We start from the raw sequence: 24,701 nt of genomic DNA on the forward strand, positions 1-24,701 counted from the left end.
AGCCATCCGGTATCCACAGATCTTGAAAACCCTCCCCCGAATACGATTCCATCGAAGCGACCAGCGTGCCGGCCGGGTGGCGACCGGCACGACGACCGACGGAGACGGCAGGGCGACTGATGGAGCGGTGGACGGCCGGCGGCGCCGGGACGATCCGGGTGATCGGTACCGGTGTGATGGGACGCGGCATCGCCCAGCTCGCGGCGGCGGGCGGCCTGACGGTCGAGCTGGCCGACATGCGCAGCGAGGCGGTGGGCGCCGCCATCGACCATGTCGGCGCCATGTTCGGCAGGCTGGTGGCCAAGGGCCGGATGACCGCCGCCGAGGCCGAGGCCGCCACCGCGCGGCTCCGCCCGGTCGGCGACCCGCTGGCGCCCGCCACCGGCTGCGAACTGATCATCGAGGCCGTCCGCGAGGAGCTGGAGACCAAGCGCGAGCTGTTCGCCGCCCTGGAGAAGGTCTGCGGCGAGCGCACCGTGCTCGCGACCAACACCAGCTCCCTGTCGGTGACCGCGATCGCGTCCGTCCTGGCCGACCCGAGCCGCCTCGCCGGCCTGCACTTCTTCAACCCCGTCCCGCTGATGCGCCTGGTCGAGGTGATCCCCGGCGCCCGTACGGCCTCGTGGATCCCCGGCGCGCTGCTCGACCTCGTACGGCGCCTCGGCCACGAGCCCGTGCTCGCCCCCGACACCCCCGGCTTCCTGGTCAACCACGCCGGCCGCGGCCTGGTCACCGAGGCCCTGCAGATCCTCGCCGAATCCGTCGCCGATCCCGCCGGAGTCGACCGCATCGCCCGCGAGTCCCTCGGCCTCAAGATGGGCCCGTTCGAGCTGCTCGACCTGACCGGCCTGGACGTCTCGCACCCCGTCATGGAGAGCATCTCGGACGGCTTCTACGGGGATCCCCGGCTGCGCCCGTCCCGCATCACCCGTACCCGCGCGGACGCGGGCCTGTTCGGCCGCAAGACCGGCGAGGGCTTCTACCGCTACGTGGACGGCGCCAAGGAAGAGCTCTCCGATCCGCCCGTCCCGTCAGCGACGACCCGTCCCGTCTGGGTCCACGACTCCGAGGGTCTGCGCAGCCTCCTGCCGAATGTGGAAACCGGGGCCCGGCCCACTTCGGAGGCGATCGTGCTCGTCGCCCCGTACGGCCAGAGCGCGCTTGACTGCGCCCACGCGAACGGCCTCCCCGCCGAACGAACCCTTGGCGTCGACCCACTCGGCGACTTCCAGGGACGCCTCACGCTGTCCGTACACCCCGGCGTGGACCCGTCCGCAGGACAAGCCGCGCTGGCCACCCTCGCCGCTACGGGACGTTCCGTGACCGTCGTCCGGGACACGCCCGCCCCGGTGGCCCAACGGCTCCTGGCGTCCATCGTCAACGTCGCCTCCGCCATCGCGGAACAACGCCTGGCCCGTCCCCAGGACATCAACACGGCCGTACGACTCGGCCTGGGCTACCCGTACGGTCCCCTGGAGTGGGGTGACCGTGTGGGGGCCGCCACCATCCTCCGCATCCTCCGGGGCATGCACGACGCCACCGGAGATCCGCGCTACCGCCCAAGCCTCTGGCTGACCGAACGCGCCGCCCTGGGCCTCCCGCTCTCCGAACTCGGCACCGCCCCCACCGATCTGTTCTGAACGCGATCTCTTCCGAACGCGCCGATGAGTTTCCCTCCGCCCGCCGGTCTGACCAAGTGACGTTCACACCTGAGGGAGCGGAAATGGGCAAAGTCATCTACTCGATGAGCGCGTCACTCGACGGCTTCGTCGAGGATCCGGACGGCGGCATCGGGTTCACCACCCCGTCCGAGGAAGTCCACCAGACGTCGAACGACCTGGTGCGGAGCGCGTCGGCGTTCCTCTTCGGGCGGCGCCTGTACGAGGTGATGGAGGACCCCTGGAGGACGATCCACGCCCAGGACGACGCCTCTCCGGTCGAAGCCGAGTTCGCCCAGATCTATCTGGACACGCCGAGGTACGTCTTCTCCGACACCCTCGAAACCGTCCCCGAGGGCGTCACGATCGTCCGCAGCAAGGACGCGGTGGACGAGGTGGCGCGCCTCAAGAAGGAGACGGACGGCCCCCTCAACCTCGGCGGCCCCGAACTGGCCGCCTCCCTGCTGGATCAGATCGACGAGTTCTGGCTCTACCTGGCCCCCGTCCTGATCGGCGGCGGCAAGCCGTACTTCCCCAAGGGCAGGGACCTCAACCTGCGCCTCATCGACAGCCGCACGTTCGATTCAGGAACCGTCCGCCTCCGCTACGAACCGGCCTCTTAGGACCTTTCTCGGAGTACGGCGGGCCTTTCTCGGAGTACGGCTCAGTCCTCGATCTTGATGCCCAGCGCCGACGCCATGGCGGTCAGCAGGCCTGTGGCGTCGGCGCCGCTGACCGTCGCCCCGGCGAAGCTCTGGATGCCCGCGACCCCGCTGAGGTCGCAGCCGGAGAACCGCACCGCCTTCATCGTGGCGTGGCTGAACTGAGTCGCCACCAGCTTGCAGTTCTCGAACCGCACATTGGTCAGCTCGGCGTTCTGGAACGTGGCCTCGGAGAGGTTGCAGTCGCGGAACACCACGTCCCGCAGATTGCAGAACCGGAACCCGGCCAGGTCCGCTCGGCATCCGTCGAAGGTGACGTCCCGTACGACGCCCTCGACCATGTGCGTACCGGTCATCCGGCAGTTGGACACCGTGGCGTTGAGCATCCGTGACCCCGACAGCCGCAGATTGGCCAGGTCACAGCCCTTGAACGCCACGTCCCCGAATCCGGCCCGCCGCAGGCTCACCCCCGCGAACGCCGTGTCGGTGAACCGGCACCGCTCGAACTCCACGTCCTCGCTGCCGGCTCCCGACAGGTGGACCGCGCCGTACTCCAGCGACAGGTACTTGCCGTCATGGACCAGCTCGGTGTCGGCCTCGCCCGCCTCCGTCAGCGTCTTGGGGATCTTGGGAGCCTTGGGCTCCCTGGGCGGCCGGTTGACCGAGGTACGAGCAGGCATGCCCGCGACCCTACTAGCGCCCTGGCCACGCTTTGATCGCCTTCACGACCACCGATTTCGGCACCCAGGCACTCCTCGCGCGGTCATCGAAGCTGGTCGTCGACCGCCGTCGACAGACGTGCGGCGTCCTTGTCATCGTGGTCGCCGACGACGAGTGTGACCTTCTTGGCGCCGCGGTAGGCGGCCCTTCCCGGGGCCGGGGCCGGGGCGTCGATGAGGTCGATGATCGGGCGGACCGCGGCATCGGGACGCTGGCCCAGCAGCGTCCCGAAGATCGCGGCGCCGACCTTCATGCCCGTACCGACATCGCCGGCGAAGCTGGAACGGGCGAGCCGCGAGGGCCCCCACGTCACGTACGCCAGCTCCGGGTTGTCATCGGTGGCGAGAATGCCGAGCAACTCGTTGGCACGACGCTGCTGCGCGTTGGACCTGGCGAAGGTGAACCGCTCGTTCAGCTCAAGGTCATCGAAGTCGAGGGCATCGGCTCGCGCGCCCGGAACCGCCGTGTTCACCACGACCGGCCGCTCGGCCGCACCGAGAAGCGCGGCGAGTCCGGTGACGAGCAGGTACTTGGAGACGAAGAACAGCGTCCAGGACGCCTCACGCCCCTCGGCCGTGATGTGCCGGCGTTGCCGGATGAACGAGGCCGCCAGCACCAGCACGTCGATCCGCTCGCAATGCGCCAGTAGATGCTCGACGACGCGGCGGCTGTCGGCGACGAGCGACAGGTCTGCGGCCAGGAACTCCGCCCGCGACGCGGCTGAACGATCGTCACCGGTCACGCTCGCCACCAGCGCGTCGAACTTGGCCCGGCTCCGCCCGATCACCACGACCCGGTCGCCCGCCCTCAGGGAATGACGCGCCAGCGCCGCTCCCATGCCGTCGGTCCCGCCCGTGATCACGATCGTCCGCATGGCTTCCCCTCTACCGTTCCGGAACATGTGTTCCGGAAACAACCTAGCATCAACCGGAACGGAGGTTCCGCATCGCTATAGTGAGGGGGTGGCAGAGGATCGCAAGCAGCGCCGGGACGCCGCCGCCAACCGGGAACGGATCCTGACGGCCGCGGAGGAGGCCTTCCGGGCACGCGGCATGGCCGTGGACATGCGCGCCATCGCCGCCGCGGCCGGTGTCGGCATCGGCACCCTCTACCGGCACTTCCCCACCCGCGAGGACCTCGTGCAGGCCGTGACCGGCACCGACCTTGCCGACCTCGCCCAAGCGGCCCTGCCCGGACGGGTGACCGCGATCGCCGCTCTGCGCCAGTTCTTCACCGCGACGCTGACCCAGCTCACCGGCAACCAGGCGATGGTCGACCTGCTCGCCGCCGGCTCACCGTCCGACGCGGACCTCGAACGCTGCCTCGAACATCTCACCGAGATCGGCCGAGCGGCCGTCGACCGTTCCCGCACCGATCGCACCCTCGCCCCCGATGTGACCGCCAGCGACATCGCCTATCAACTTCTCGGCCTCATCCGCATCGCACAACTGCTCCCCGACTCCGGACCAGAGGCGGTCGGACACCACGTAGAACTCGCGCTACGCGGCCTGGCCACCAGATAGCACCCCGATACCCATCGGGCAGGCTCAGTGCCGCGGTCTCGGGTCGAGCAGGCGGCGGAGCGCGGTGGGGGTGTGGCCCAGGTGCTCGCGGACGGTACGGGTCAGGTGCGCCTGGTCGGAGAAGCCGAGATCGGCGGCCAGCCCGGCAAGGCCGCGCTCGCCGCGTTCGAGGCGCTCCATCACCTGGCCGACCCGGACCCGGTTGCGGTAGCGGGTCAGTGACACTCCCATCTCCCGGGAGAACACACGGCTCAACCGGTACGGCGAGACCTGCAGCAGCCCGGCCAGCGGGACGAGCCCCACCGCTTCCGGAGCCCCTTGGTTGATCGCCTCACGGGCGGCCGAGGCGAGCGCCTGGTCGGCGGGCCTCGATCGTCCAGGCGTGAGCCTTGCGGCAGCCGCGATCAGCCGGAGCAACTCCTCGGTGAGCGCGTAGTCGACGTCCCCGTCACCGGCGGCGGCGAGCAGGCGCCGGTGTGCCATGTCCACCCGCGCGTCCACGTACACCGTCGTCCGGTCCGTGCGGCCTTCCCAGAACCCCGCCGTGAAGTTCACCGACGTGCAGACATCTCCCCCAGCCGGATGCGCGAAGCGTTCCTCCTGGCCCGGCGCCCCCAGATAGCCCACCGTCGGATCCAGGTCGACGTCGATCCCGTCGGCGCTCCGCCGGAACCGTCCGCTCCGTACCAGCACCATCCGGTGGTCATCGCGTACGTCCGGCGCCGACCACCGGATGTGGTCGGCGCGGCAGGACACCGTGCGCACGGCGAACTCGGGCCGGACGACGAGGGGCGCGGCTGACAGCACGCCTCCGACGCTACGCCGGGGGACCGACGAAACGGCCCGCAAGGATCTTCAAGACCTCGGATGCCGCCGGGACCGAGGATTCACCCATGAACGCCATCGCCGAACCCACCGCGATCATCATCGACTGCGCCGACCCCAGGTCGCTCGCCGAGTTCTACCGGAAGGTCACCGGCTGGGAGATCACCGACAGCGACGACGACTCCGCCTACCTCGGCGAGGGCCCGATCCAGCTCGCCTTCCAGCGCGTCCCCGGCTACCAGGGACCGGGATGGCCCGACAAGGCCAAGCACGCCCACCTCGACTTCAAGGTCGCCGACCCGGACGTCGCCACCAAGGAACTGCTGGCCTTGGGCGCGACCAAGCCCGACTTCCAGCCCGGTGAGGGCGAGTGGACGGTCCTCACCGACCCCGAAGGACACCCTTTCTGCATCGCCGCGGGCTGAACGGGAGCACCCATGGCCTCCATCCACAAGGAATTCACCATCGACGCCGACCCGGAAAGCGTCTGGGCCGTCGTACGCGACTACGGCGCGGTGCACCACAGCCTCGCGCCCGGCTTCGCCGAAACCCACATCACCTCGGACACCCGCGTCGTCACGTTCGCCGACGGCACGATCGTCCACGAACGGCTCGTCGACCTCGACGAGGAGACCAGGCGCGTCGCGTACACGGTCGTCGGCGGCAGCCTTCACGCGTCCCACCACCACGCCTCGATGCAGGTCCTCGCCGAACCCGGAGGCCGTACCAGATTCATCTGGCACACCGACGTCCTTCCCGATGCCTTGGCCGCCCCGATCCGCGAGTTCGTCGAGCACGGCTCGGCGGCCATCCGCCAAGCCCTCGAATCCGGTACACCCACCCGTACGCACGCCGCGCCCTGACCGGACGCAGCATCGCCTTGGAGGAACGACTCAGCAGCCGTTCCTCCAAGGCCTCGTACACTTGTCCGAGGGCCGAAGACCAGCTACCACGTGTAGTTCGGCCGACGCGACAGCCGGCCCGCACGGCAGGGAGCAGTAGATGACATCCCATCTCGGGGCGCTGAACGACCTCACCGGTCCGCTCTACCCGCCAGACCTTCCCGCCCGGGCCTGACGTCCCGCACCCGCGCCCACACCCCATGAACCAGGCGTCAATGCCTTCGGCGAGCTTGACGGCGCATCCCGTCCACCTTCTGCCGGAAGACCTCTGGGGTGACGATCGGAGTACCGCGCCATGGCGACATGGAGATCAGGCCGACATCGTTGCTCACCACCAGCAAAGCCCCTACCTCGGCCGCCAGGTCAAGGATCAGGTTGTCCTCATGGTCGGAGCAGTCATGCACGGTACGAGGCGGGTCGATCACCTGGCCCTCACTGTGCTCAACGATCGCGACCAATGCCGTCAGGTAGTCCTCGGCCTGAGTCTCTTCCCACTTGAACAGCTCTACGAGGATTCGATCAACGTTGCCCAGAATGTGCGGAGAGAGCCATAGCGAGAACTCTGCCGCGTCGTTGGCAACGCCCATACAGTCCGCTGAAGCGTTGCCCGAGGTGGGCGGAGGCGAGGGCCAGGATCGGAACGGGCTGTTGCCCCCGACCACAGCCGTGACCAGAACGTTGATGTCGTACACCACGGGCGTCGGCACGATCAGGCGTTGCCCTTGCCCTTGAGGAATTCTCGGATCCGGTCGGGTACGTCGGCCGACTCGATCCCCAACTCAGCGGTGCGCTGCTGACCGTAGGACTGAAGGTCGCGCATCTGCTCCGCAAGCATGATCGACCTCATGACCCGGTAGGTCTCTCGCAGGTAGGCAGACCTGTTGCCGCCACCGAAGTAGTCGACGAGCTCGTCCAGTGTGGGCCGGTCCTCGGCTTGGACGGAGAAGCCGAGGGTCTGCGCCTGCGGTTTTCCATGACCTCGCGGCGCTCTCGCTTTGCGGTTCCGTGTCTCTGCAGCCATGGTCCAAGTGTACTTTGCTGCTCTTCAGATGCAAGAAGTTGCACTTCTTGCCCACGCAAGGCCTGTGACAGATCACTGACCGGTCGCAGGACGCTCATTCGTCGATGTGGCCGGGCGCGTCCATGTCGGGATCTGGTCTAGGGGTCCTCACCGCCGTTCGGGTCGTCTGTACCGTTGTGGGGGTGTCACCTCGCAGTCCAGGACGCGGCCTTCCACCGTCCCGATCAGCAGCCGGCCGTCCCGGTCGAGGCTCATCGACAGGGGTGCGCCCGGGATCCCCGCCCGCCACCGGACCGTCCCGTCGGCCGCATCGAGCGCGAGGATCTCACCGGATCTGAGCGCGGCATAGACGGTGTCGCCGTCCGCCTCCAGCGCGGTCACGATGAAGTCGCCTCGAAACAACCAGTCCACCGCCCCGTCCGGCAGCCGCCGCCGGACGATGTACTCGCTGTCGGCCATCCGCCCCCTCCGCGCCGCGAGGCCGCCCCCGTGCACCAGAGCCCCGTCCACGTGCACGGCGGGCCCGCCGAAGATGATCCGGTCGACCTTCGTTTCCCATTCGAGCGGGAACAGCCACCGGACCTCTCCATCGGGAACGCTGACGGACACGACCCACTTGTCGTCACTAGGGGAGGCGTCGTTGCGGCCTTGGAGGAAGTACAGTTCGCGGCTTTTCCGCACGCGCAAGACGTGCTGGCTGTTGACGTAGCGCCCCAGGACGATCCGGCCGTCCTGCACCCCCTCGGGGCTGACGAGCCGGGTCTGTGGCCGTTCCTGCTCGTATCGCGCGTCGCGCAGCGCCAACCACCCATCGGTGCGCGTCGTGAACATCGAGATCCCGATGTCGAGCGTTTCCAGGACGTTCCCGTCCGCGAGGTCGACGCGGAGGGCCGGCCCAGGAGTCCGCGTCCAGCGGCCCTTCACGAGGCGCCACCGCTCCGAGGTGTTGACCATGGCCGACCGCTCGTCCGGGGCGACCGCGATCTGCCGTCCGCCCGTCTCGTCCAGAACAGCCCACTCGCGTTCTCCCGAAGCCGACCAGGCCTCCAGGGCGGTTCCCTCCAGGACGGCCAGGACACGCCCGTCGGCCAGGCGCGCCACGTCCCATACCTGCCGCCGCCGCGTCCACCCGGGGAACAACTCCAGCAGCTCCGCCTCGGCCGTGCGCTGGACCGGCGCCTCGACCAGCGGCTCGTTGCCGGGAGGAAGGCTGACCGTGTGCTCATCTCCCCAGGCCCAGTCCCTTTCGAGGACGAACTCGTGGCCGTGAGTGTGCGCGTCATCCCAGTCCTCGCTGTGCGGAGCCACCAGCAGGCGCAGCGTTCGGTCGTCCAGCCACTCGACCAGGCGGACCTCCCGCTCCGCGTCGAGCATGGACCTGCTCCGCCCCGACTCCAGATCCACGAGCAGCAGCTCGCCGTTGAAGCAGTAGCCGCCGTCGTAGCCGCCCGTTCCCACCGCCGCAAGGGGCAGGCTCGGGTGGAAGGCGATCGATCTCACCGGCCATCGCAGCCGCAACAGGTGTTCCAGACGATGGTCGTCGGCCCAGTAGATCCCCAGGCGCCGCCCCTCCCACCACGCGTTGGAGGTCATGTCGCCGTGCCAGGTCAGCCAGCCCAGGTCCCCGCCGACCAGGGTCCAGACTCCGTTCGAGGCCACCACGTCCGGAGCGCCGATGTCGGCGAACGGCTCGTCCCCCAGAATCCTTCGCACGTTCAGGCCCACCAGAACACCTCACAGTCGCTGCGGCCCTCCATGGTCCCGACAAGGAGGCCGCCGCGCGACAGAACGAGCGACAGCGGCCGGTGCGCAAGTCGTGCTCGCCCCGGCGCATCGCGGGGCTGAGCCGATTCAGCCTTGCGGTGCCCTCATTGACCGCCGCAACCCCTGCCCTGAAGATGAGCCGATGACCGAAGATCAGATCATCGAGACGCTCCGCCGTTTGCCTGGTCTTCCGCCTCCTGCCGCACCGGAAGCGGTGGCCGATGCCGAACGGATCATCGGCTACCCGATACCGCCGCTGCTGCGCCGTTTGTACCTCGAGGTCGCCAACGGCGAGTTCGGCCCACGCGAGGGCATCCTCGCAGTGGACGACGGCAGCTACGAACACTCCGATGGATGGCTCGGCATTGTCGATGCGCACGGATCGTTCAACCACGACGGCTCTTACCCCGGGCTGGTGTGGCTGTTCGACTGGGGCTGCTTGATCTGGTCCGTCATCGACTTTCGCGATCCCGCCGGCCCCATGTGGGGCTGGGACCCCAACATCGACCCCGATGAAGACAGCACCCCCATTTTCTCGCAGAACATGAATTTCACTGAATGGCTGGGCAGGTCGCTCGACGGCAGCCTGGAGGAAGCTTTCGAAGAGAACGGGCTCTGGGGTTTCAGCTCCGAAGTAGGCTGAACACCTAGTTTGGGCTACCTGCTGGTCCAGGACACGCTTCAGTAAAATTCCCAAGCGAGACAGGGATCGGAGCTCGCGCGATTGGATTTGGGGCCACTTTCCGAACCGGCTCGCATCTCGCGATGGAAACGGCTCCGCTATACCAGGGCAAGCGTGCGACAGGTTGCGGGTTACTGGTGGATTCTCAGGTATTCATCGAGTGCCGCAGCGAGCTTGTCGTCCAGCTCAGGAGCAGTGTTGAACGTCCACTGGCGAACCAGCCCGAGGAAGTCGCTCAGCTGCTGTTGGGCCGTGATGAGCAGGCCGGGGAGTTCGTTGACGGGGATCTCGATTGACTGGGAACCAGCCTGATCGCTCTGTCTGAGCCGGATGACCTGATCGCCGTGTTCGAGCTGGGGCGTCGGGTCGTGCCCGAGCCAGAGGTCTTCTCCGCGGACGACGTCCCACCACTCGCGCCAGTTCTCCAGGCCAAAACAGCAACCGGGCGCGACCTGGACGTCAGTGCTGGTGTCGCGGAAACGTAACCCGCCCGGAGCTATCAGGGCTCCGGTCTCGGCCAGGCGCTCCTCCAGAAGGTCCGCTCTCAGTTCACCGGTGGGGCCGAGCGGAATCTCGTTGTAGCTGAAGATGACCGCCATGGCCGTCCCGACCTCGGCCGCCGACATCTGGCCGGAGAGCACCAGAAGGCCGCCGCCAGTGGACCCAGCGATCGGCCATGCCGTGAAGTCCATCGCGTCGTAGGTCTCCAGAACAACATCAACAGCCGCCATGTTCGTCAGTATCCAACTCCCGGAGGCGTCTCAGTCGACGGCGACCGCGGTGCAGCTTCCATCTCGAAGAGGTGAGTCAGATCCCGGCTTTCCTTCGTGGAGCCTCAATGCCCCAGCAGATCGCGGCGTTGACCGAGGTACCAGTCGGCCGTCTCGTCCAGGTCGATGGCCGCGCGGAGAAGCGACGTCTCGCCCGCCGCCGCTTCGGCCAGGACCTCACCGCGCGGCGAAACGATCATGCTGGGGCAGTGCTGCCGGGGATCGGCGACGTTGCAGGCGAGCACGAACCTCTGGTTCTCCGCAGCGCGGCTGATCAGGTGGCTGCGCCAGACACCGGGAGGCTCGGACGGGTTGGCCGCGTGGGTGAGATAGACGAACGCCTGCGCGCCCGCGTCGGCAAGGTGCGTCCACTGCTCGGGGAGAGCATTCCTTCGGGCAGCAGGACGATCTCACCCGCCCGCGCACCGGCCAGGACCTCGGCGATCACGCGCACATTCCGCTCGATGTCCCAGAGCACCGGGACCTGGCGACCACAATCGAGGACCGCAAGCTCACCCCTCAGAATTCCGCTTCCGGCCCGCCGTGGTCGCGGGACTCAAGCCAAGGTTCTCAAATACCGCCCGGCCGCGACGCCTCCGAGCCGGCGCTTTGGAACGGCGGTCCTACGGTGATGCTGTTACTGTTCCGCCGTGCTGAGCGACTTTGACTCGGAATGGACCAGTACGGTTGTCGGCGACCGACCGGCGTGGCGGCATGACTCGTCCGATCTGGTGTTCCGGCTGGTCCCAGGCGGTACGTTCCAGATGGGCCTGTCGGATGCCGAGGTGGCGGTGCTACAGGCGATCGCCGCCCGTGGCGAGGCCGATGACGGCATCGAGGCGTCGCTGGAACACATCGAGGCGATGCGTCCGGTTCGCTCGGTGACGGTCGGGCCGATCCTGATGGCGCGGCACCCGCTTACGGTGGCGCAGGTACGGCACTGGCTGGCCGACTACGAGGACGACTACGCCGACAATGACGGCAACGCCGCCCGCCTTGAGGACCACCTGGACGATCTGCTGGACGTGCTGCCGTTCCGGCTTCCCAGCGAGGCGGAGTGGGAGTACGCCGCGCGGGCCGGAACAACGACCCTGACATATCGGGGTGACCACGTCCCATCCGAAGCCGATCTGCTGGACCACTTCGTGGTGGAGGAACGCGTCCTCGCGGCCGAGAACGCGTTCGGGCTGGCGGCCATGGGTTCTCTGGGCGAGTTGTGCGCCGACACGTACGTGCCCGGGTACGCCGGAGCGCCGACCGATGCGGCGGCTCGTCGCAGCGGCGAGGTCCGGGTGATTCGAGGTGGCGCCGCGGACGTGAGTCCTTGGCAGGGATGCAACGAATGGCTGGCCATGCTGTCGGCCGCACGGGGCCCACTCGACATGTTCACCGCCGTCCGCCCGGTCCTCGACCTTCCGACCATGGCGCCTGCCCGGTAACTCCACCTTGTGCTGACGGTGCCGAAGACCCGGCGGACACACAACGGTCACGCGCGACTCAGGTCTGTTGGTAGACCGTTGCGGCAAGACCACAAGAGGCGTCGAGGAAGAGGTAGGTGGTGCCTTCGGCGATGATTTCGCCTTCCGGATCCTGTGCCTGCTCCAGCCCGATGTAGTCCATGGTTCGCGTGCAGACGGGGCAGGCGGGGTACTCCGCGTCGTCGATCCATCCGGGGTATCCGCCGATGGACGAGACGGTCATGTCCCAGCCGCCAACGGACATGTCGGGGGTCGTGAGGAGCTCTTTCGGCACCTTGCGAAGGGTGACGGGTGGGCTCAGGTCGTCGAGGATGCGGATGGGTTCCGCGGAGTGGTCGGAGAGCCTGGAACTGCCGTCGGGGCTTACCGTGGAGTAGACGGTCGTGTAGGCGTGACACCCCTGGCAGGTGACGATCCTGAGCCGACCGGACCAGCCGGTGTGGGCGAGCGCCTCCGCGACTCGCCGGTCACCGGTGTCGACGTCAATAACCGTCCACAGCGGGGCACGGCACCAGGTGCACTCGCCTTGGGCCGGGGGCTCCACCGTCCTGTCGGTATCAGGCTCCAGCGAGTAGGCGGTCTGCCCGCACAGTTCGCGGACACGGCCCTTTTCCAGGATCCAGCCGCCTTCCCGCATGTAGTCGGCCGGGCCGATGAAGAGTTCATCGGCGCCGGGTGGCGGTTGTTCCCGCCAGCGTCGGAACGCGCTCTCGGCGACGGGGCCCCGCGTGTGCGCCAGGATGAGCAGCAGCGAGTTCAGTTCCGATGCGCCATCGTCGATCATTGCGACGACGGCTCGTTGCAGGTCGTCGCCGGCCGTGCGGTAGAGCTTCACCGGGTACAGGACACCAGCGGCGAACAGGTCCGGCAGGTGCGGGGAGAGCAGTGACGGAGTCTCGTCCGCCAGCCGCTCGAGTTCGTACTCGGCCTCGGACTCCTCCGCCGCCGCGCGGACAATCAGATCTGTGATCACCCGCCGGATGCTAGCCGCTGACCCCCGGACGGCGTTCCTCGTTGACTCGTGGCGTGTTCGCCCCTGGCATCGCCCGTCGAGGCGAACACGCCACGAGTCAACGTAGGCGGCGACGCGGTCAGGGGCTTACTTCGCGACGAGTGTCGATCCCGCTGCCGTAGACGGGATCACGTCCGGGGACGTGGATTTCGTGGCTCGTCGCATGTGCGCGATAGAGCCGCAGCGCGGCATCCCCACTCAGCTCATGCGGCTGGAACCGCTTGGCGCCCGGACCAACGTTGGCGAACGCTTCGGCACAACATCGCGGCAGTTCGTCGTCGTTGACGATCGAGGCCTCGGCCGCGATGTAGACGGCGCTGCCATGGCCGACCTCCGCGGTCGAGTCGAAGATGACGATGGCGACCGCCGGTCGGACGGTGATGTTGATGGAGTGGTGCGCAGTCGGCGAGGACAACCAGTAGAAGGTCCGGTAGCCGACGTGGGTGAAGTACACGGGCGACACTCGCGGCCGATGATCGGACTCGGCCGTCCCAAGGGTGAGATAGCGGTTCCCATCGATGATGCTCCGCGCCATCTCGTCCAGGTCATCGGGCAGGCTCATGACACCCTCTCCTTCACGTCACCCGTCACCCGTCAGACGTTCGGCCAACCCGCCTTGACCTGGCGTACGAGGCCGGCGAAGGCAGCCGCTTCGATCGTGAGGTGACCCACCTCGGGCGCCTTGCTGTCACGAAGGCCGACGTTCCCGCCCAAATCCGCGACCTCGACACACTCGTTGCCCTGGGTGTTGCTGCGGCTGGACTTTCGCCAGACGAGGACTTTCACCTCATCGCCTCCATGGCCTTCTCGATCAACGTCCTACTATCCGCCCGAGACATCGCATCTGCCCCGATCCGGTCGAACCGTAGCGCAAACTCCTCAACCTCTGCGGTCTCCTGAGCCAGCCTCCCCCCACCAAAAGCTTCCAGGTAGGTCACCGTCTCAGAACGGGTTGATATGACCGTAAACGAGCCATCTAGTCCCATATGCGCACCTACCCGCCTTGGGACTACGCGTACCCATGCATTTGGCCTCCTGCTGAACTCCAGAAGGTGAGCGAGTTGAGCCCGCATGACGGCAGGCCCCCCGACCGGCTGATCCAGCACCGCCTCGTTGATCAGGGCCCAGATATCGGGGGCCTGAGCCAGCACCTCCTGGCGTGCCATGCGAGCTTCCACGGCAACGTCCACGTTCTGGAGACCACCTGCAACGAGGAGTGCTCGCGCATAGTCCGGCGTCTGCAGCAGTCCATGAACGACCGACAGTGTGTACGTCTTGATGATCTTTGCTCTGGCCTCGTACTGGACGAACGTCCGGAACCAGTGCGGATCATGGCCGGCCTCGGCGAACTTTCGGAGACGGGTGAAGTGGCCACCGGTGTCCCAGGCCAGGTCCAGTAGTTGGGTCTGACTCTTATTCGGCTTTCGGATGCCGCTTTCTAGGTTGTGTACCTGTTGTTTTGTGACGTTGATGATCTTGGCGACGTCGAGTTGCGTCATACCTCTGCACTCGCGGTACCTGCGCAGGTCAAAGGCCAACCAGGACCAGAGCGAGTCGTCCGGGTTCACGCCGGGGTGGGGAGCCACGTCAGCCTCCGGGGGTACACGGCATAAACGAATACTCCCCAGAGTAATCAAGTGAGCGCATTCTGTGTCCTGAACGACGGAAACGGAGGGTGGGACAGGAATGACCGAGACAAACACGACTTATCTGGCGGTGAACTGCGAACTGCGCGCGATCAGGGCCTCTGTGGTGCTCGCGCGTTCATTCGTTGCCGCGACGCTCCATTCCTGGGGCCTGGAACGGTGCCGGGAGGCCGCGCTGGCGATCACCAGCGAGCTGATGACGAATGCGGTCGAGGTCTCGGCGCCGGGCGGCATCGTACGGATCCACATGAGCCGCCGGCCCAATGGGTTGTGGCTGAAGATCCTGGACGGCGCGGCGGAACGGCAGCCGTTCAGGAGGCGGACCGTCACGTCCGTGGAGGCCGTCGACGCCGCCGAGTCCGAGTCGTTCGGCGGCTGGGGGCTCCAGCTCACCGAGTACTACGCCGAACGGGTCTGGACGGAACGGGCCGCCGAACGGGGCTGCAAGTGGGTATGCGCCGTCATCGACCTGGAGGGGTCCCGTTGACCCTAGGAGTCTGTGTACCGATCGCGGTCGGGATCCTGCTGGCCTTCGCCCTGGGCGTCCTCTTCGGATTGGCCGTCGGAACCGGTGACGGTGACCGCTGAGACTGGACCCGACCGTCCGCTACGGCGCGGAGTAGGACGGTCCTATCCGTCCTCTGGCAGGAGCTTGGTGAGAAGAGTGCGGAGTTCTTGAGCTCCGTCCTGGCCCAGGATGTCGTCGATGTCGCGCTCCATCCCGTCCAAGGCCTCACGCATCACGGGGATGCGGGCGTGGCCGAGATCGGTGAGCTGGAGGGCGTAGCGGCGCCGGTCGTGCGGGTCCTGGCCGCGGGACACGACGCCGGCCGTCACCAGTTCCTCGATGATCGACGCGGTGGCCGGTCCGGTGAGGTGCAGGTATCGGGCCAGTTGCTCTTGGGGGCACGGGCCGAGCTTGTCCAGGGCGGGCAGCACGGCGATGTGGCGGGTGCGCAGGCCATATGTGGCGAGCTGGTGATCCCCGAGGCGGCGCAGCCGGTAGTGGGCCTGAGCGATCAAGTGCTCGATGCTCTGGATGGCGGACGGCCCGTCGTCGGCGATGAGCTTGGTCAGCAGCACGGCGAGGCGCTGCCGTTCGGATGCGGTGAGGGCGCTGGTGAGCCGTGCGTCGCGTTCGGCGACGGCGTGGCGCATGCCGTCCAGTGCGGTACGGCCGGCCTCGGTCAGCGACAGCACGTAGGTGCGGCGGTTGGCCGGGTTGCGGGTACGGACGACATGGCCCGCGGCCTGGAGCCGATCGAGCACCCTGACCATGATCGTGCGGTTGATGCCGAGCCGGTGGGCGAGGTCCTGCTGCGAGGGGGCGTCCTCGTCGGCGAGGACGTCGAGCACCACGAACTCGCGCGACTGTTGCCCGTCCTGCATGGCATGGGCGGTGGTAGCGGTGAACACGCGGCGCAGCAGATGTCCGGTGGTCGCATGTAGCGGGCCGGACTCATCGTCGACGACGTTCCTTGCCTGTTCGGGCACGGGCCTCACCTCCTGGCGCGATGTTAGCAGTCTGATGATTGCGTCGATGATGGTTGCACCTGAATTAGTTGGGTTGTTGACAGTTGGGAACGTGCGGATCTAGTGTCCTGACACACCCTCGGGCCGAATGAATCCACTGGGAGCCAGAACATGATCAAGCCGTTCCGCATCGACATCCCCCAGGCCGACCTCGACGACCTGGCCGACCGGCTCTCCCGTACCCGCTGGCCCAACGAGGTCGCCGACGCCGGATGGGACTACGGCTTCCCGCTGGCGCGGCTCAAGGAACTGGCCGAGTACTGGCGTACCGGCTACGACTGGCGCGAGCACGAGGCCAGGCTCAACGAGCTTCCGCACTTCACCACCGAGATCGAGGGCCAGAACATCCACTTCGTGCACGTCCGGTCTGCAAAGCCGGACGCGCTCGCGCTGGTCCTCACCCACGGCTGGCCCGGTTCGTTCCTGGAGTTCCTCGAGGTGATCGAGCCGCTGTCGCGCGACTTCCACCTGGTGATCCCGTCCATCCCGGGGTACGGCTTCTCCGGGCCGACCCACGAGCGCGGCTGGGACATCGTCCGGATCGCGCGGGCCTGGGCCGAGCTGATGCGCCGGCTCGGGTACGAGCGGTACGGCGCGCAGGGCGGCGACTTCGGCTCGGGCATCTCAACGGCGCTCGGCGCGCTGGCACCCGAACAGGTCGTCGGGGTACACGTCAACTACCTGCCGACCCGGCCCGTCCCGGACGCCGGCATTGAACTGTCCGAGACGGACGAAGCCCGGCTCGACAAGGTCAGGCAGCTGATGGCGAACCGTCCGCCATACCAGGCTCTGCAGGTTCTCACCCCGCAGACCATCGGCTACGCGCTGACCGATTCGCCGGTCGGCCAGCTGGCCTGGATCGCCGAACGCTTCGCGCAGTGGACGGACCCGCGCTCGCAGATCAGTGACGACCGGATGCTCACCGACATCTCGCTGTACTGGCTGACCGCCACCGCGGCTTCCTCCGCGCGGCTGCACCACGATGCGAAGCTGGGGACCGAGCCGTGCCTGGTGCCGGTCGGCGTGGCGGTGTTCGCGCACGACATCACGCAGTCGGTGCGGCCACTGGCCGAGCGCCTGTACGACATCAGGCACTGGTCGGAGTTCGACCGGGGCGGCCACTTCGCCGCAATGGAGGTGCCGGAGCTCCTCGCCGAGGACATCCGGGACTTCTTCCTCACCCACGTGAAGCACGACTAGCTAGAGCTGGCCTGCCACCATCACACCGCCTTCGCCCCGCAACGTGGACGCCCCGGGCCGCCGCACCGACCGAAGTCTGGCCACATCTCGACCTAGGAGCGGCCGGCGGTCGACTTTGGACGGCTGCAGGCGAGGGAGGCGGGCTCCTACATTCAAGATCATGAATGTGGAGGCCCCCGGCCCGCCCCCTCTCCCGCGCCGAATGGCGCTGGTGGTGGCGCTGATGCTGCTGTCACCGATCTGCGCCGAATACCTCATCGGCTACGACCAGATCATCGGCCGACCGCTGGAGTTGCTCGGCGGCCTGCTCATCCTCGCCCCGCTGTACGGCACCGTCGCGGTACTGATCCGTGAGGCCGCCCGCCGTACCGGCAGGGGCTGGCCGACGATCGTGCTGCTGAGCGCGGCGTTCGGGCTCGTCCAAGCGGGACTGATCGACCAGAGCCTGTTCAATCCCGACTTCGTGGACGAGGCCTCCTGGGACCGCGACCGGCTACCGACCCACATCTCCGAACTGGGCCTCAGCGCCAAGTACCTCCTGGGCTTCGTCGCCGGCCACGTGATCTGGAGTTTCGGCGCCCCCATCGCGGTCATCGAAGCGTGCGCACCGCATTACGCCAAGCGTCCATGGCTGGGACGGGCCGGTATCACGACGATGATCGTGCTGTACGGCCTGGGCGCGGCGATCATCTTCAGGGAGCACACCAAGGACTTCATGGCCGACCCGGCGCAACTGGGCACCACCGCGGCGATCGCCGTACTGCTGGGCATCGCCGCGTTCGCCCTTCCGCGCCGGTCCGCACCCGCACCGGGCCGGGTTCCACCGCCGTGGCTGGTGGGATGCGGCGCCGTGGTGCTATGGGGCGCCAACCAGCTGGCCCCCGCGTCATGGACGGGGGTGACGCTGGCCGCCCTCGCCCTCACCCTCGCGGCCGGATGCCTGCTGCGGTCGTCGGATCGCCACGGCTGGAGCCACCGGCACGTCCTGGCGGCAGGCGGAGCCGCGCTCGTGGTCAACTCGGCCCTGGCCTTCGTGGTCGAGCCGCTCGGCGAAACGTCGTACGCGGCCAAATACGCGGTCAACACCGCCCTCTTGCTGGGCGTACTGCTCCTGCTCGCCCTCATCGACCACCGCCTGCGCCGCTCCCGGACCGTCGCACCGGCACGGAAGCCCTGAACATGCCATCGCACCCGAACGCTCCCGCGACACTGGCGCGGCCCCGGTCGGCGATGACGTACGAGAACCAGTGTGGGCGGCTACTTCTGCAGCCCGCCTGACGTCACGCTGCGTTTGGCTGCAATGTGACCACGAGCTCTGCATCAAGAGCTTGGGCCAGTCTCTCCAGAACACCGATGGTCGGTACACCGGCGCCTCCGGCCTCAAGACGTGACAGGGCCGACTGCGTCATGCCCGCTCGCCTGGCGACTTCGGTTTGGGATAGCCCGAGCGCCTTACGCCGGGTACGCACCACCTCACCAAGTTCATAGGCACGACGAGCGGCTTCGTATCCCTCGGCGACCGCATCAGGGCTGCGGGAGCGTCGCCACGTTCTGTGCTGTGTCTCCTCCATCCTGCTGTTCACCTCCTTACTGCTTATGGGTGCGATATGCCCACGGCCACTCACCGCCGGTCGTACTGATCGTGAGCCGGGCCATGGTTCGCTTCGCATTCTTTCTGGGCGGCGACCGCGCGTCCAACCTCGGCAGGCTCTGATCGCTTGGTCTTGCGGAACACTGTCAGCAGGACCACGCGACGACCAGGGGCGAGCCAGTAAGTGAGCCTCGTCTGCTGGCGGGACAAGTAGAACCTCAACTCGCGCACCTTGCCTTCAAGGTGCCGCGAGTACGGCTCACCAAGCGTCTCGGCGTTGTCGGCCAGGATGTCGGCGTAGAACTCCACGCGTCCATAGTCGTGATCTGAGAGGGAGTCGAGCCAGATCACGACCTCTGGCTCGACTTCGATCGTGTAGGGGATGGCCTGCACGTACCCAACATATATGCATGGTGTGCTATATGCAACTGGTGCTATACCCGGCGCGCATGGCGGCTCCGCCAGGGGTGCTGAGCTTGCACGGAAGAGGGAGTTGCCTGACGCGCTCTGATGGTGTCCCTAGTTCCAGGTATGTCCGGCTTCGTAGCCTCTGTCGGGACATCGGGGCTTTCTGTGGTGGGTGGTGATCGTAGAGTCATCGGTCGGCGCCGCCTATCGCTTTTGCGGTCGTGACCCCGCCCGTACGAGACAAAAACGCGATGGGTCTTGCGCGTGCCAGTGCTAGAACTCCTCATCTGCGGGACGGACACTTCACGCCATGCGGATCAAGGTGGCGGCGGCCGGGGCACTCGCGACGGTGATGGTCCTCGGTTCGGGAAATGCGGCGCATGCGGACGACGCTTGGCGGTCGGTGCCGCTCAACTGGACGTGGTCGGATCGCCGCCTCAACGATGTGGAAGCGGTCAGCGTCAAGGACGTCTGGGCGGTGGGCGGTCAGGGCAAGGTGTACGCCGCCATTCCCGGGGACCTCGGACGGCCGCCGATCGAGCTGGTCGACATCGGTGCCAAGCCGCTGCTCCAACGGTGGACGGGTACGAGGTGGACCAGTTTCTCGCCGCCGGGCATCCCCGGTGAGGGCGAGATCACCGAGGTCGAGGCCATCGCCGCGAACGACGTCTGGGTGTCCGGCTTCATCGGCTACCGGGACCCCACCGCCTATCTGGCCCATTGGGACGGCGCGAAATGGACCCAGGTCACCTCGCCGACGACCCGGTGGGGCGCGATGATGTGGGCCGATTCCAAGGGGCTCTGGCTCCGGGGCCAGAACGTCCTTCACCGTTTCGCCGACGGGAAGTGGACCGACCACGAGCTGAGCGGCAGGAGCATTCCCAGCGTTCTGCAAACGCCCTCGGGGCATCTGTACGCGTTCAGTGGCATGAAGGTGCATCACTGGGACGGCAACGCCTGGAGCAGCTTCGATCGGTTGCCGGACGACACGAGCAATTCGTTCGACAACTACTACACGACCGTCGGTGACGGGGAGTTGTGGGCCATCGCCCGCGGCGGAGAGGTGGGCACCGTCCCGGCCGTGCACCGCTGGACGGGTACGGAGTGGGCGCTGGTTCCCGTTCCCGAGAAGTACGCGAACAGCTGGTACCACCAGATCTACGACCTCGGCGGCCCCGTGATCCAGTTCGGGAAGCGGGCGACGGAGACCATCTACCAGTTGCGGTGGACCGGCACGGAGTGGACCGAGCTGATCGAGCCCACCACGTCCGTTCCGTCCGTTCCCGTGGTGGCGGGGGACGGCTCGATCTGGGCGGGCGGCAGCGGCGTCCATCGGCTGGTGGGCAAGACCTGGACTCCCGTGCAGACCTCCCTCACCGGATTCGTCCGGGCGACCCCCATGCCCGGCTCGAAGCACCTCTTCGCCTGGAGCCAGGACATGCAGGGCAATCTCGTCGCGGCCACGAACGCGCCGTAGGACGTGACCGATGCCCGGCCGGGAACGGCCGGGCATCGGGCCAGGGTCAGGGGTGGTGCGGGGACTCGTTCGTCCAGCCGGACCCCAGGACCAGCTCGCGGTCGAAGATGTCACCGGGGCGCATGCCGGTCATCGCGCCCTTGGGCTCGACCACGACCGTGCGGCCGGCAAGGATCTTGTACGTGCCGGGCTCCAGGATCAGCTGGTATTCGGTGCCGTCCCTGACGTCGCGCGCGGCCAGGCCGATCCCGGTACGGCCCTTGCCGTCGGTGACCTTGCCGATCGACCGGACGCCGGTAGTACCGGCGAGGCTCCGGAAGACGGCGGACCGGACGGCGGGCGGGGCGGCCTGCTCGGTGAGGAAGAAGAAGCCCATCTGGAGATCGTGCGCCGGGTCCGCCAGGCCAGGGGACGAGAAGTACTCCTTGAAGCGCTCCGGGTCGTCGGCTACGAGCCGTTCCTCGGCCGTCCAGTCGAGGCGGCGGCACTTCAGCGCCTTCCCGACATCGACGCCGTCCTTCTTCCGCACGGCGCAGAGCTTCTTCCCCATCTTGACGAGCCTCTTCTTGTCGGCCGGCGTGGTGCGGTCGGACGACCAGGCGCCGGATCCCGCACTGGCGGTCTTGCCCGGAACGGTGCTGATCGTGAACCAGGCGCCGTCCCCGAAGACGCGCATCCTCTCCGGCGAACCGGCCCTCTTCCAGGCGGCCTCGTCCCGCGGGGTCAGCGGGCGCGCGCCCAGGTCGCGGGTGGAGATGAGGTCGGAGTCGGAGTCGGAACGGGCCGTCCACCTGTCCCACTGCGTCTGGTACGTCAGGACCGTGAAGCCGTCCGCCCCCTTGCCTACGCGCCGTGCCTGGCCGCTGATGGTCTGGAGCCGCCAGTAGCGGCCGGACGGTTCCTTGGCGGCCTTCTCGGCGGCGGCGAGCAGGATCGTCCGCGCGGACGGAGCGGTCTCCGGCGCCACCGTTCCGCCGCCCCCCAACGAGGCGACGGCGACGGTGGCCGCGGTGCCCACGGCGAGCAGCCCGGAAGTCAGGGCCATCCAGCGGACAGGGTGGCGGCGCCGCGCCGCCGGAACGCCGTCCATGCTGAAGGCCCGCTCCAGGTCGCGCCGAGCGGGGTCCAGCTGTACGAAGGCCCGGTCGAGGTCGCGGGCGCGACGGGCGGGGTCGTCGGCGGGGTCCAGCTGTACGGGCCGGGCCGAAGCCAGGCGGCTCATCGCGTCGCGGGTCATCGGGTGGCCTCTCTTCCAGGAGTGAGCATGGACGCGGGATGCCCGGCCGGGCGCGGGCCGGGGGTGTCCAGGGCGTGCCGGAGACGGCGGCGGGCGCGGTGCAGCCGGACGAAGAAGGCGGCCTTGGAACAGCCGATCACCTTCGCCGCCTCGGCGGACGGCAGCCCGTGCCAGGCGACCAGGGTGAGCACCTCGCGGTCGCCGTCGGACAGGGCGGCCAGCGCGTTCAGTACCTCGGCGCGCTCGACCACCGCGTCACCGATGTCGCCCACTTCCGGCTCGCACCACGTGCGCAGCTCGGCGTCCAGCGCTTCGCGCCTGGCCTGGGCGCGGTACGACTCGTACAGCACGTTGCGGGCGATGCCGAGCAGCCAGGGCAGCTCGGCGTCCGGCAGGTCGCGCATCCTGCGCCACGCGACGCAGAACGTCTCGCCGGCGACCTCCTCGGCGGCCTGCCCGCCGGCCCGGCTCACGGCATACGCGAACACGCGCCCGTAGTGTTCGTCGTAGAGCGCCGTGAACCGGGCCCTGTCATCGGAGTCCGTCACGTCGAACCCTTCGTCCCGGGGATGTCATCACTGGGAAGTGATCGAGACGGCCCCCTTCTTACACTCCGGGACGAACCGGCTTACAGTCCGGAACGCACCGGCTGGTCAGGGGTGGTGCGACTGCTCGTCCGTCCAGCCCGCGTCGAGGACGAGCGTCCGGTTGTAGACGTCGCCGGGGCGCATTCCGGCCGCTTCGTCCCCGGCCTGGACCACGATGCTGCGGCCGGCGAGGATCTTGTACGTCTTCGGCTCCAGGATGAGCTGGAAGTCCATGCTCGCGGCGCCCTTCACCGGTGCGGTGCGGCGGGCGGAGAGGGCGATCCCGGTACGGCCCCGCTCGTCGGTCACCGTGCCGATCGTCCGGATACCGGAGGTACCGGCCAGGGTCCGGAAGACCTCCGCCCGTACCTCCGGCGACGCGGGCAGGTGGGTGAGGAAGGCGAACCCCGCCATGAGCGTCGCGGCGGGGTCGTCGTCGCGCTTGCCGGTGGGGAAGAGGAGCTCCTTGTAGCGTTCGGGGTCGCTCGCCAGTTCCGGGTCCGGCGTTCGCGTCCACTTGAGGAGCCCGCAGCTCAACCTCCGCCTCTCGGCCTCAACGGACCCCTTCTCCGGCAGGTCGGAGCAGGACTCCTCGACCCGCTTGCGCAGCTTCCTCTTCTCGGCCGGCGACGTGCGGGAGGAGACGGCCCACTGTGCGGGCGCCGCCTCACCAGGCGCTCTCTCGGCCGTTCTGCCCGGCACGGTGCTGAACGTGAGCCAGCGGCCGCCGGAACGTACGCGCATCGACTCCGGCGACCCGGCCTTCTTCCAGGCCGCCTCGTCCACCTTGGTCAGGGGGCGGGCACCCAGGTCACGGGCATAGAGCACGTCGGGATCGGAGAGGGAACGGGCCGTCCACCGATCCCACTGCTCCCGGGTGCCCAGGATCGTGTAGGCGCCGGCGCCTTTGCCGACGCGGTACGCCTGGGCGCTGACGGTCTGGAGCCGCCAGTAGCGGCCGGACGGTTCCTTGGCGGCCTTCTCGGCGGCGGCGAGCAGGATCGAGCGGGCGGACATGTCGGACTGCTGCGGCTGCGGTGTCCCCGTCCCGCCGCCTCCCAGCATGGCGATGGCCACGGCGGTCGCGGCGCCGACGGCGACCAGGCCGGTGAGGCCGAGTTGGAACCGTCCGATCAGGGGACGACGGGTCCGGGTGCGCCGGGTCCCGTGGCCGGAGATCTCCGACTCCAGCGCCTGGAGGGCCTCGCCGGTCGCCTCGGTGGACGGCGGCGCGGGCTCCTGGAGGAATTCGCGGACCATCTTCATCTCGTTCATGCCGTGGTCTCCTCGGTGATCAGCATCGGGTCGGCTCCGCCCAGCGCCTCGCGCAGCTTCCTTCGAGCCCGGTTCAGCCGGGACGCCACCGTGCCGTTCTTGAGGTCCAGTGCCGCCGCGACCTCGTCGTACGTGAAGTCCGCGAGGGCAACCAGGAGCAGGACGTCGCGGTCGCCGGGTGACAGCCGGCCCAGGGCCTTGGCCAGTTGCCCGCCGACTTCGGCCGCGCTCACCTGGGCGGTGACGCGTTCCTCGTGTCCCGGTACGGCGCCGTCCGCCGGTGTCCTGGCGACCGCGCGGTAGTGGCGCCGCTCGGCGCGCCGGTGCAGGCCGACGAGGTTGGTCGCGATCCCGTACAGCCATGGCCGTACGGCTCCTTTGGCCGGGTCGAAGCGGTCCCGGCGGCGGAACGCGGCCAGGAACGTCTCGGCGGCGATGTCGTCCGCCGCGTCGGTGCCGAGGCGCCGGGCGGCGTAGCGATGGATCTCGTCGAAGTGGCGGTGGAAGATCCCCGCGAACAGTTCGGGCTCCTGCCACGACCGCCGGATCAACTCGGCCTCTTCCGACTCCAAGGCGTGGCTCCGGCTCATGGGCGGCCCTGGGGCGCCGGTCGGCTCTGGCTCATGGGTGGCTCTGGCTCATGGGAGGTCCTTCGCGTGAGGGAGGCCGGTCACCTCGTTCTCATCCGTACCGATGGTTTGCCTTCACGTGGGGTGTCTTCGGGAACCGG

The 24,701-nt window shown here is 68.1% G+C and carries 29 protein-coding genes and 1 pseudogene; 11 read left to right on the plus strand and 19 right to left on the minus strand.

What is annotated here, in order from left to right; all coding sequences use genetic code 11:
• Window positions 1-119 precede the first annotated feature (119 nt).
• Window positions 120-1,640, plus strand: a complete 1,521-nt coding sequence (locus ACH34Q_RS44050) for a 3-hydroxyacyl-CoA dehydrogenase (protein ID WP_395989206.1) — start codon at window positions 120-122, stop codon at window positions 1,638-1,640.
• Between the two features lie 83 nt (window positions 1,641-1,723).
• Window positions 1,724-2,281, plus strand: a complete 558-nt coding sequence (locus ACH34Q_RS44055) for a dihydrofolate reductase family protein (protein WP_395989207.1) — start codon at window positions 1,724-1,726, stop codon at window positions 2,279-2,281.
• A gap of 41 nt (window positions 2,282-2,322) precedes the next feature.
• On the opposite strand, the gene ACH34Q_RS44060 is transcribed toward ACH34Q_RS44055, so the two are convergent.
• Entirely contained in the window at window positions 2,323-3,000 is a 678-nt protein-coding gene (locus ACH34Q_RS44060; RefSeq protein ID WP_395989208.1) for a pentapeptide repeat-containing protein, read from the minus strand.
• Between the two features lie 83 nt (window positions 3,001-3,083).
• Window positions 3,084-3,914 (minus strand): SDR family NAD(P)-dependent oxidoreductase, encoded by an 831-nt coding sequence (locus ACH34Q_RS44065; protein ID WP_395989209.1) that lies wholly within the window; start codon window positions 3,912-3,914, stop codon window positions 3,084-3,086.
• Between the two features lie 88 nt (window positions 3,915-4,002).
• Here ACH34Q_RS44065 and ACH34Q_RS44070 point away from each other — a divergent pair, with 88 nt between their 5' ends.
• A complete protein-coding gene (locus ACH34Q_RS44070; protein WP_395989210.1) occupies window positions 4,003-4,563 on the plus strand; it encodes a TetR/AcrR family transcriptional regulator in 561 nt (186 codons plus the stop codon).
• Window positions 4,564-4,587: 24 nt separating this feature from the next.
• Here ACH34Q_RS44070 and ACH34Q_RS44075 read toward each other — a convergent pair whose 3' ends face one another.
• Window positions 4,588-5,370, minus strand: a complete 783-nt coding sequence (locus ACH34Q_RS44075; RefSeq protein WP_395989211.1) for a helix-turn-helix domain-containing protein — start codon at window positions 5,368-5,370, stop codon at window positions 4,588-4,590.
• A gap of 86 nt (window positions 5,371-5,456) precedes the next feature.
• Between ACH34Q_RS44075 and ACH34Q_RS44080 the strand changes: the two genes are divergently transcribed.
• Window positions 5,457-5,813, plus strand: coding sequence for a VOC family protein (locus ACH34Q_RS44080; protein ID WP_395989212.1), 357 nt, complete (start codon window positions 5,457-5,459; stop codon window positions 5,811-5,813).
• 12 nt (window positions 5,814-5,825) lie between these two features.
• Window positions 5,826-6,251 carry an SRPBCC family protein gene (locus tag ACH34Q_RS44085; protein ID WP_395989213.1) on the plus strand — a complete coding sequence of 142 codons (426 nt, stop codon included), beginning with the start codon at window positions 5,826-5,828 and terminating at the stop codon, window positions 6,249-6,251.
• A 251-nt stretch (window positions 6,252-6,502) separates the two neighbouring features.
• Here ACH34Q_RS44085 and ACH34Q_RS44090 read toward each other — a convergent pair whose 3' ends face one another.
• The 3 genes from ACH34Q_RS44090 to ACH34Q_RS44100 all read right to left on the minus strand — a co-directional run bounded on the left by ACH34Q_RS44090 (window position 6,503) and on the right by ACH34Q_RS44100 (window position 9,036).
• Complete coding sequence (locus ACH34Q_RS44090; RefSeq protein ID WP_395989214.1) at window positions 6,503-6,997, minus strand: putative toxin-antitoxin system toxin component, PIN family; 495 nt, start codon at window positions 6,995-6,997, stop codon at window positions 6,503-6,505.
• Window positions 6,998-6,999: 2 nt separating this feature from the next.
• The gene (locus ACH34Q_RS44095) at window positions 7,000-7,311 is read right to left on the minus strand and encodes a hypothetical protein (RefSeq protein ID WP_395989215.1); all 312 of its coding nucleotides are present in this window, start codon (window positions 7,309-7,311) and stop codon (window positions 7,000-7,002) included.
• Window positions 7,312-7,458: 147 nt separating this feature from the next.
• Window positions 7,459-9,036, minus strand: coding sequence for a hypothetical protein (locus ACH34Q_RS44100; protein WP_395989216.1), 1,578 nt, complete (start codon window positions 9,034-9,036; stop codon window positions 7,459-7,461).
• 181 nt (window positions 9,037-9,217) lie between these two features.
• Between ACH34Q_RS44100 and ACH34Q_RS44105 the strand changes: the two genes are divergently transcribed.
• Window positions 9,218-9,718 (plus strand): hypothetical protein, encoded by a 501-nt coding sequence (locus ACH34Q_RS44105; protein ID WP_395989217.1) that lies wholly within the window; start codon window positions 9,218-9,220, stop codon window positions 9,716-9,718.
• Window positions 9,719-9,888: 170 nt separating this feature from the next.
• Here the strand turns inward: ACH34Q_RS44105 and ACH34Q_RS44110 are convergent, their stop codons facing one another.
• Window positions 9,889-10,488 carry a hypothetical protein gene (locus tag ACH34Q_RS44110; RefSeq protein ID WP_395989218.1) on the minus strand — a complete coding sequence of 200 codons (600 nt, stop codon included), beginning with the start codon at window positions 10,486-10,488 and terminating at the stop codon, window positions 9,889-9,891.
• Window positions 10,489-10,592: 104 nt separating this feature from the next.
• A pseudogene (locus ACH34Q_RS44115) lies at window positions 10,593-10,901 on the minus strand (nitrilase-related carbon-nitrogen hydrolase); the annotation flags it as partial.
• A 276-nt stretch (window positions 10,902-11,177) separates the two neighbouring features.
• On the opposite strand from ACH34Q_RS44115, the gene ACH34Q_RS44120 reads away from it, so the two are divergent.
• Window positions 11,178-11,966, plus strand: coding sequence for a formylglycine-generating enzyme family protein (locus ACH34Q_RS44120; RefSeq protein ID WP_395989219.1), 789 nt, complete (start codon window positions 11,178-11,180; stop codon window positions 11,964-11,966).
• A gap of 58 nt (window positions 11,967-12,024) precedes the next feature.
• Here ACH34Q_RS44120 and ACH34Q_RS44125 read toward each other — a convergent pair whose 3' ends face one another.
• The 4 genes from ACH34Q_RS44125 to ACH34Q_RS44140 all read right to left on the minus strand — a co-directional run bounded on the left by ACH34Q_RS44125 (window position 12,025) and on the right by ACH34Q_RS44140 (window position 14,603).
• Entirely contained in the window at window positions 12,025-12,978 is a 954-nt protein-coding gene (locus tag ACH34Q_RS44125) for a hypothetical protein (RefSeq protein WP_395989220.1), read from the minus strand.
• Between the two features lie 118 nt (window positions 12,979-13,096).
• A complete protein-coding gene (locus ACH34Q_RS44130) occupies window positions 13,097-13,579 on the minus strand; it encodes a pyridoxamine 5'-phosphate oxidase family protein (RefSeq protein WP_395989221.1) in 483 nt (160 codons plus the stop codon).
• Window positions 13,580-13,611: 32 nt separating this feature from the next.
• The gene (locus tag ACH34Q_RS44135) at window positions 13,612-13,803 is read right to left on the minus strand and encodes a DUF397 domain-containing protein (RefSeq protein WP_395989222.1); all 192 of its coding nucleotides are present in this window, start codon (window positions 13,801-13,803) and stop codon (window positions 13,612-13,614) included.
• Window positions 13,800-14,603 carry a Scr1 family TA system antitoxin-like transcriptional regulator gene (locus tag ACH34Q_RS44140; RefSeq protein WP_395989223.1) on the minus strand — a complete coding sequence of 268 codons (804 nt, stop codon included), beginning with the start codon at window positions 14,601-14,603 and terminating at the stop codon, window positions 13,800-13,802. Before ACH34Q_RS44140 ends, ACH34Q_RS44135 begins: the two co-directional genes overlap by 4 nt.
• Before the next feature lie 100 nt (window positions 14,604-14,703).
• Here ACH34Q_RS44140 and ACH34Q_RS44145 point away from each other — a divergent pair, with 100 nt between their 5' ends.
• Window positions 14,704-15,150 (plus strand): ATP-binding protein, encoded by a 447-nt coding sequence (locus ACH34Q_RS44145; RefSeq protein ID WP_395989224.1) that lies wholly within the window; start codon window positions 14,704-14,706, stop codon window positions 15,148-15,150.
• A 143-nt stretch (window positions 15,151-15,293) separates the two neighbouring features.
• Here the strand turns inward: ACH34Q_RS44145 and ACH34Q_RS44150 are convergent, their stop codons facing one another.
• The gene (locus ACH34Q_RS44150) at window positions 15,294-16,157 is read right to left on the minus strand and encodes a MarR family winged helix-turn-helix transcriptional regulator (protein ID WP_395989225.1); all 864 of its coding nucleotides are present in this window, start codon (window positions 16,155-16,157) and stop codon (window positions 15,294-15,296) included.
• A 150-nt stretch (window positions 16,158-16,307) separates the two neighbouring features.
• Here ACH34Q_RS44150 and ACH34Q_RS44155 point away from each other — a divergent pair, with 150 nt between their 5' ends.
• Together ACH34Q_RS44155 and ACH34Q_RS44160 are read left to right on the plus strand one after the other, a co-directional pair.
• Window positions 16,308-17,396: an epoxide hydrolase family protein gene (locus ACH34Q_RS44155; RefSeq protein ID WP_395989226.1), complete on the plus strand. Its 1,089-nt coding sequence runs from the start codon at window positions 16,308-16,310 to the stop codon at window positions 17,394-17,396.
• Window positions 17,397-17,556: 160 nt separating this feature from the next.
• Window positions 17,557-18,573 (plus strand): hypothetical protein, encoded by a 1,017-nt coding sequence (locus tag ACH34Q_RS44160; RefSeq protein ID WP_395989227.1) that lies wholly within the window; start codon window positions 17,557-17,559, stop codon window positions 18,571-18,573.
• A gap of 103 nt (window positions 18,574-18,676) precedes the next feature.
• Here the strand turns inward: ACH34Q_RS44160 and ACH34Q_RS44165 are convergent, their stop codons facing one another.
• Entirely contained in the window at window positions 18,677-19,066 is a 390-nt protein-coding gene (locus ACH34Q_RS44165) for a helix-turn-helix domain-containing protein (RefSeq protein WP_395989228.1), read from the minus strand.
• Window positions 19,018-19,380 (minus strand): type II toxin-antitoxin system RelE/ParE family toxin, encoded by a 363-nt coding sequence (locus ACH34Q_RS44170; protein ID WP_395989229.1) that lies wholly within the window; start codon window positions 19,378-19,380, stop codon window positions 19,018-19,020. Before ACH34Q_RS44170 ends, ACH34Q_RS44165 begins: the two co-directional genes overlap by 49 nt.
• Before the next feature lie 325 nt (window positions 19,381-19,705).
• On the opposite strand from ACH34Q_RS44170, the gene ACH34Q_RS44175 reads away from it, so the two are divergent.
• Window positions 19,706-20,872, plus strand: a complete 1,167-nt coding sequence (locus ACH34Q_RS44175) for a hypothetical protein (RefSeq protein WP_395989230.1) — start codon at window positions 19,706-19,708, stop codon at window positions 20,870-20,872.
• A gap of 46 nt (window positions 20,873-20,918) precedes the next feature.
• Here the strand turns inward: ACH34Q_RS44175 and ACH34Q_RS44180 are convergent, their stop codons facing one another.
• From ACH34Q_RS44180 to ACH34Q_RS44195, 4 genes are all read right to left on the minus strand, one after another.
• On the minus strand, window positions 20,919-22,109 hold the full coding sequence (locus ACH34Q_RS44180; protein WP_395989231.1) for a hypothetical protein: 1,191 nt from the start codon (window positions 22,107-22,109) through the stop codon (window positions 20,919-20,921).
• Window positions 22,106-22,657 carry an RNA polymerase sigma factor gene (locus ACH34Q_RS44185; protein ID WP_395989232.1) on the minus strand — a complete coding sequence of 184 codons (552 nt, stop codon included), beginning with the start codon at window positions 22,655-22,657 and terminating at the stop codon, window positions 22,106-22,108. Before ACH34Q_RS44185 ends, ACH34Q_RS44180 begins: the two co-directional genes overlap by 4 nt.
• A gap of 105 nt (window positions 22,658-22,762) precedes the next feature.
• Complete coding sequence (locus ACH34Q_RS44190; protein ID WP_395989233.1) at window positions 22,763-23,971, minus strand: hypothetical protein; 1,209 nt, start codon at window positions 23,969-23,971, stop codon at window positions 22,763-22,765.
• Complete coding sequence (locus tag ACH34Q_RS44195) at window positions 23,968-24,561, minus strand: RNA polymerase sigma factor (RefSeq protein WP_395989234.1); 594 nt, start codon at window positions 24,559-24,561, stop codon at window positions 23,968-23,970. Before ACH34Q_RS44195 ends, ACH34Q_RS44190 begins: the two co-directional genes overlap by 4 nt.
• Window positions 24,562-24,701 lie beyond the last annotated feature (140 nt).

This window comes from Actinomadura sp. 9N407, from assembly GCF_044326315.1.
In the GTDB taxonomy this organism is placed as follows: domain Bacteria; phylum Actinomycetota; class Actinomycetes; order Streptosporangiales; family Streptosporangiaceae; genus Spirillospora.

What these genes read in the sequence shown, in the direction of transcription:
- ACH34Q_RS44080 (WP_395989212.1), top strand. Translation starts at nt 5,457, where the DNA reads ATGAACGCCATCGCCGAACCCACCGCGATCATCATCGACTGCGCCGAC.
- ACH34Q_RS44175 (WP_395989230.1), top strand. Translation starts at nt 19,706, where the DNA reads ATGCGGATCAAGGTGGCGGCGGCCGGGGCACTCGCGACGGTGATGGTC.
- ACH34Q_RS44085 (WP_395989213.1), top strand. Translation starts at nt 5,826, where the DNA reads ATGGCCTCCATCCACAAGGAATTCACCATCGACGCCGACCCGGAAAGC.
- ACH34Q_RS44155 (WP_395989226.1), top strand. Translation starts at nt 16,308, where the DNA reads ATGATCAAGCCGTTCCGCATCGACATCCCCCAGGCCGACCTCGACGAC.
- ACH34Q_RS44105 (WP_395989217.1), top strand. Translation starts at nt 9,218, where the DNA reads ATGACCGAAGATCAGATCATCGAGACGCTCCGCCGTTTGCCTGGTCTT.
- ACH34Q_RS44055 (WP_395989207.1), top strand. Translation starts at nt 1,724, where the DNA reads ATGGGCAAAGTCATCTACTCGATGAGCGCGTCACTCGACGGCTTCGTC.
- ACH34Q_RS44180 (WP_395989231.1), bottom strand. Translation starts at nt 22,109, where the DNA reads ATGACCCGCGACGCGATGAGCCGCCTGGCTTCGGCCCGGCCCGTACAG.
- ACH34Q_RS44130 (WP_395989221.1), bottom strand. Translation starts at nt 13,579, where the DNA reads ATGAGCCTGCCCGATGACCTGGACGAGATGGCGCGGAGCATCATCGAT.
- ACH34Q_RS44095 (WP_395989215.1), bottom strand. Translation starts at nt 7,311, where the DNA reads ATGGCTGCAGAGACACGGAACCGCAAAGCGAGAGCGCCGCGAGGTCAT.
- ACH34Q_RS44165 (WP_395989228.1), bottom strand. Translation starts at nt 19,066, where the DNA reads ATGCGAAGCGAACCATGGCCCGGCTCACGATCAGTACGACCGGCGGTG.
- ACH34Q_RS44060 (WP_395989208.1), bottom strand. Translation starts at nt 3,000, where the DNA reads ATGCCTGCTCGTACCTCGGTCAACCGGCCGCCCAGGGAGCCCAAGGCT.
- ACH34Q_RS44110 (WP_395989218.1), bottom strand. Translation starts at nt 10,488, where the DNA reads ATGGCGGCTGTTGATGTTGTTCTGGAGACCTACGACGCGATGGACTTC.
- ACH34Q_RS44050 (WP_395989206.1), top strand. Translation starts at nt 120, where the DNA reads ATGGAGCGGTGGACGGCCGGCGGCGCCGGGACGATCCGGGTGATCGGT.
- ACH34Q_RS44065 (WP_395989209.1), bottom strand. Translation starts at nt 3,914, where the DNA reads ATGCGGACGATCGTGATCACGGGCGGGACCGACGGCATGGGAGCGGCG.
- ACH34Q_RS44195 (WP_395989234.1), bottom strand. Translation starts at nt 24,561, where the DNA reads ATGAGCCGGAGCCACGCCTTGGAGTCGGAAGAGGCCGAGTTGATCCGG.
- ACH34Q_RS44145 (WP_395989224.1), top strand. Translation starts at nt 14,704, where the DNA reads ATGACCGAGACAAACACGACTTATCTGGCGGTGAACTGCGAACTGCGC.
- ACH34Q_RS44160 (WP_395989227.1), top strand. Translation starts at nt 17,557, where the DNA reads ATGAATGTGGAGGCCCCCGGCCCGCCCCCTCTCCCGCGCCGAATGGCG.
- ACH34Q_RS44190 (WP_395989233.1), bottom strand. Translation starts at nt 23,971, where the DNA reads ATGAACGAGATGAAGATGGTCCGCGAATTCCTCCAGGAGCCCGCGCCG.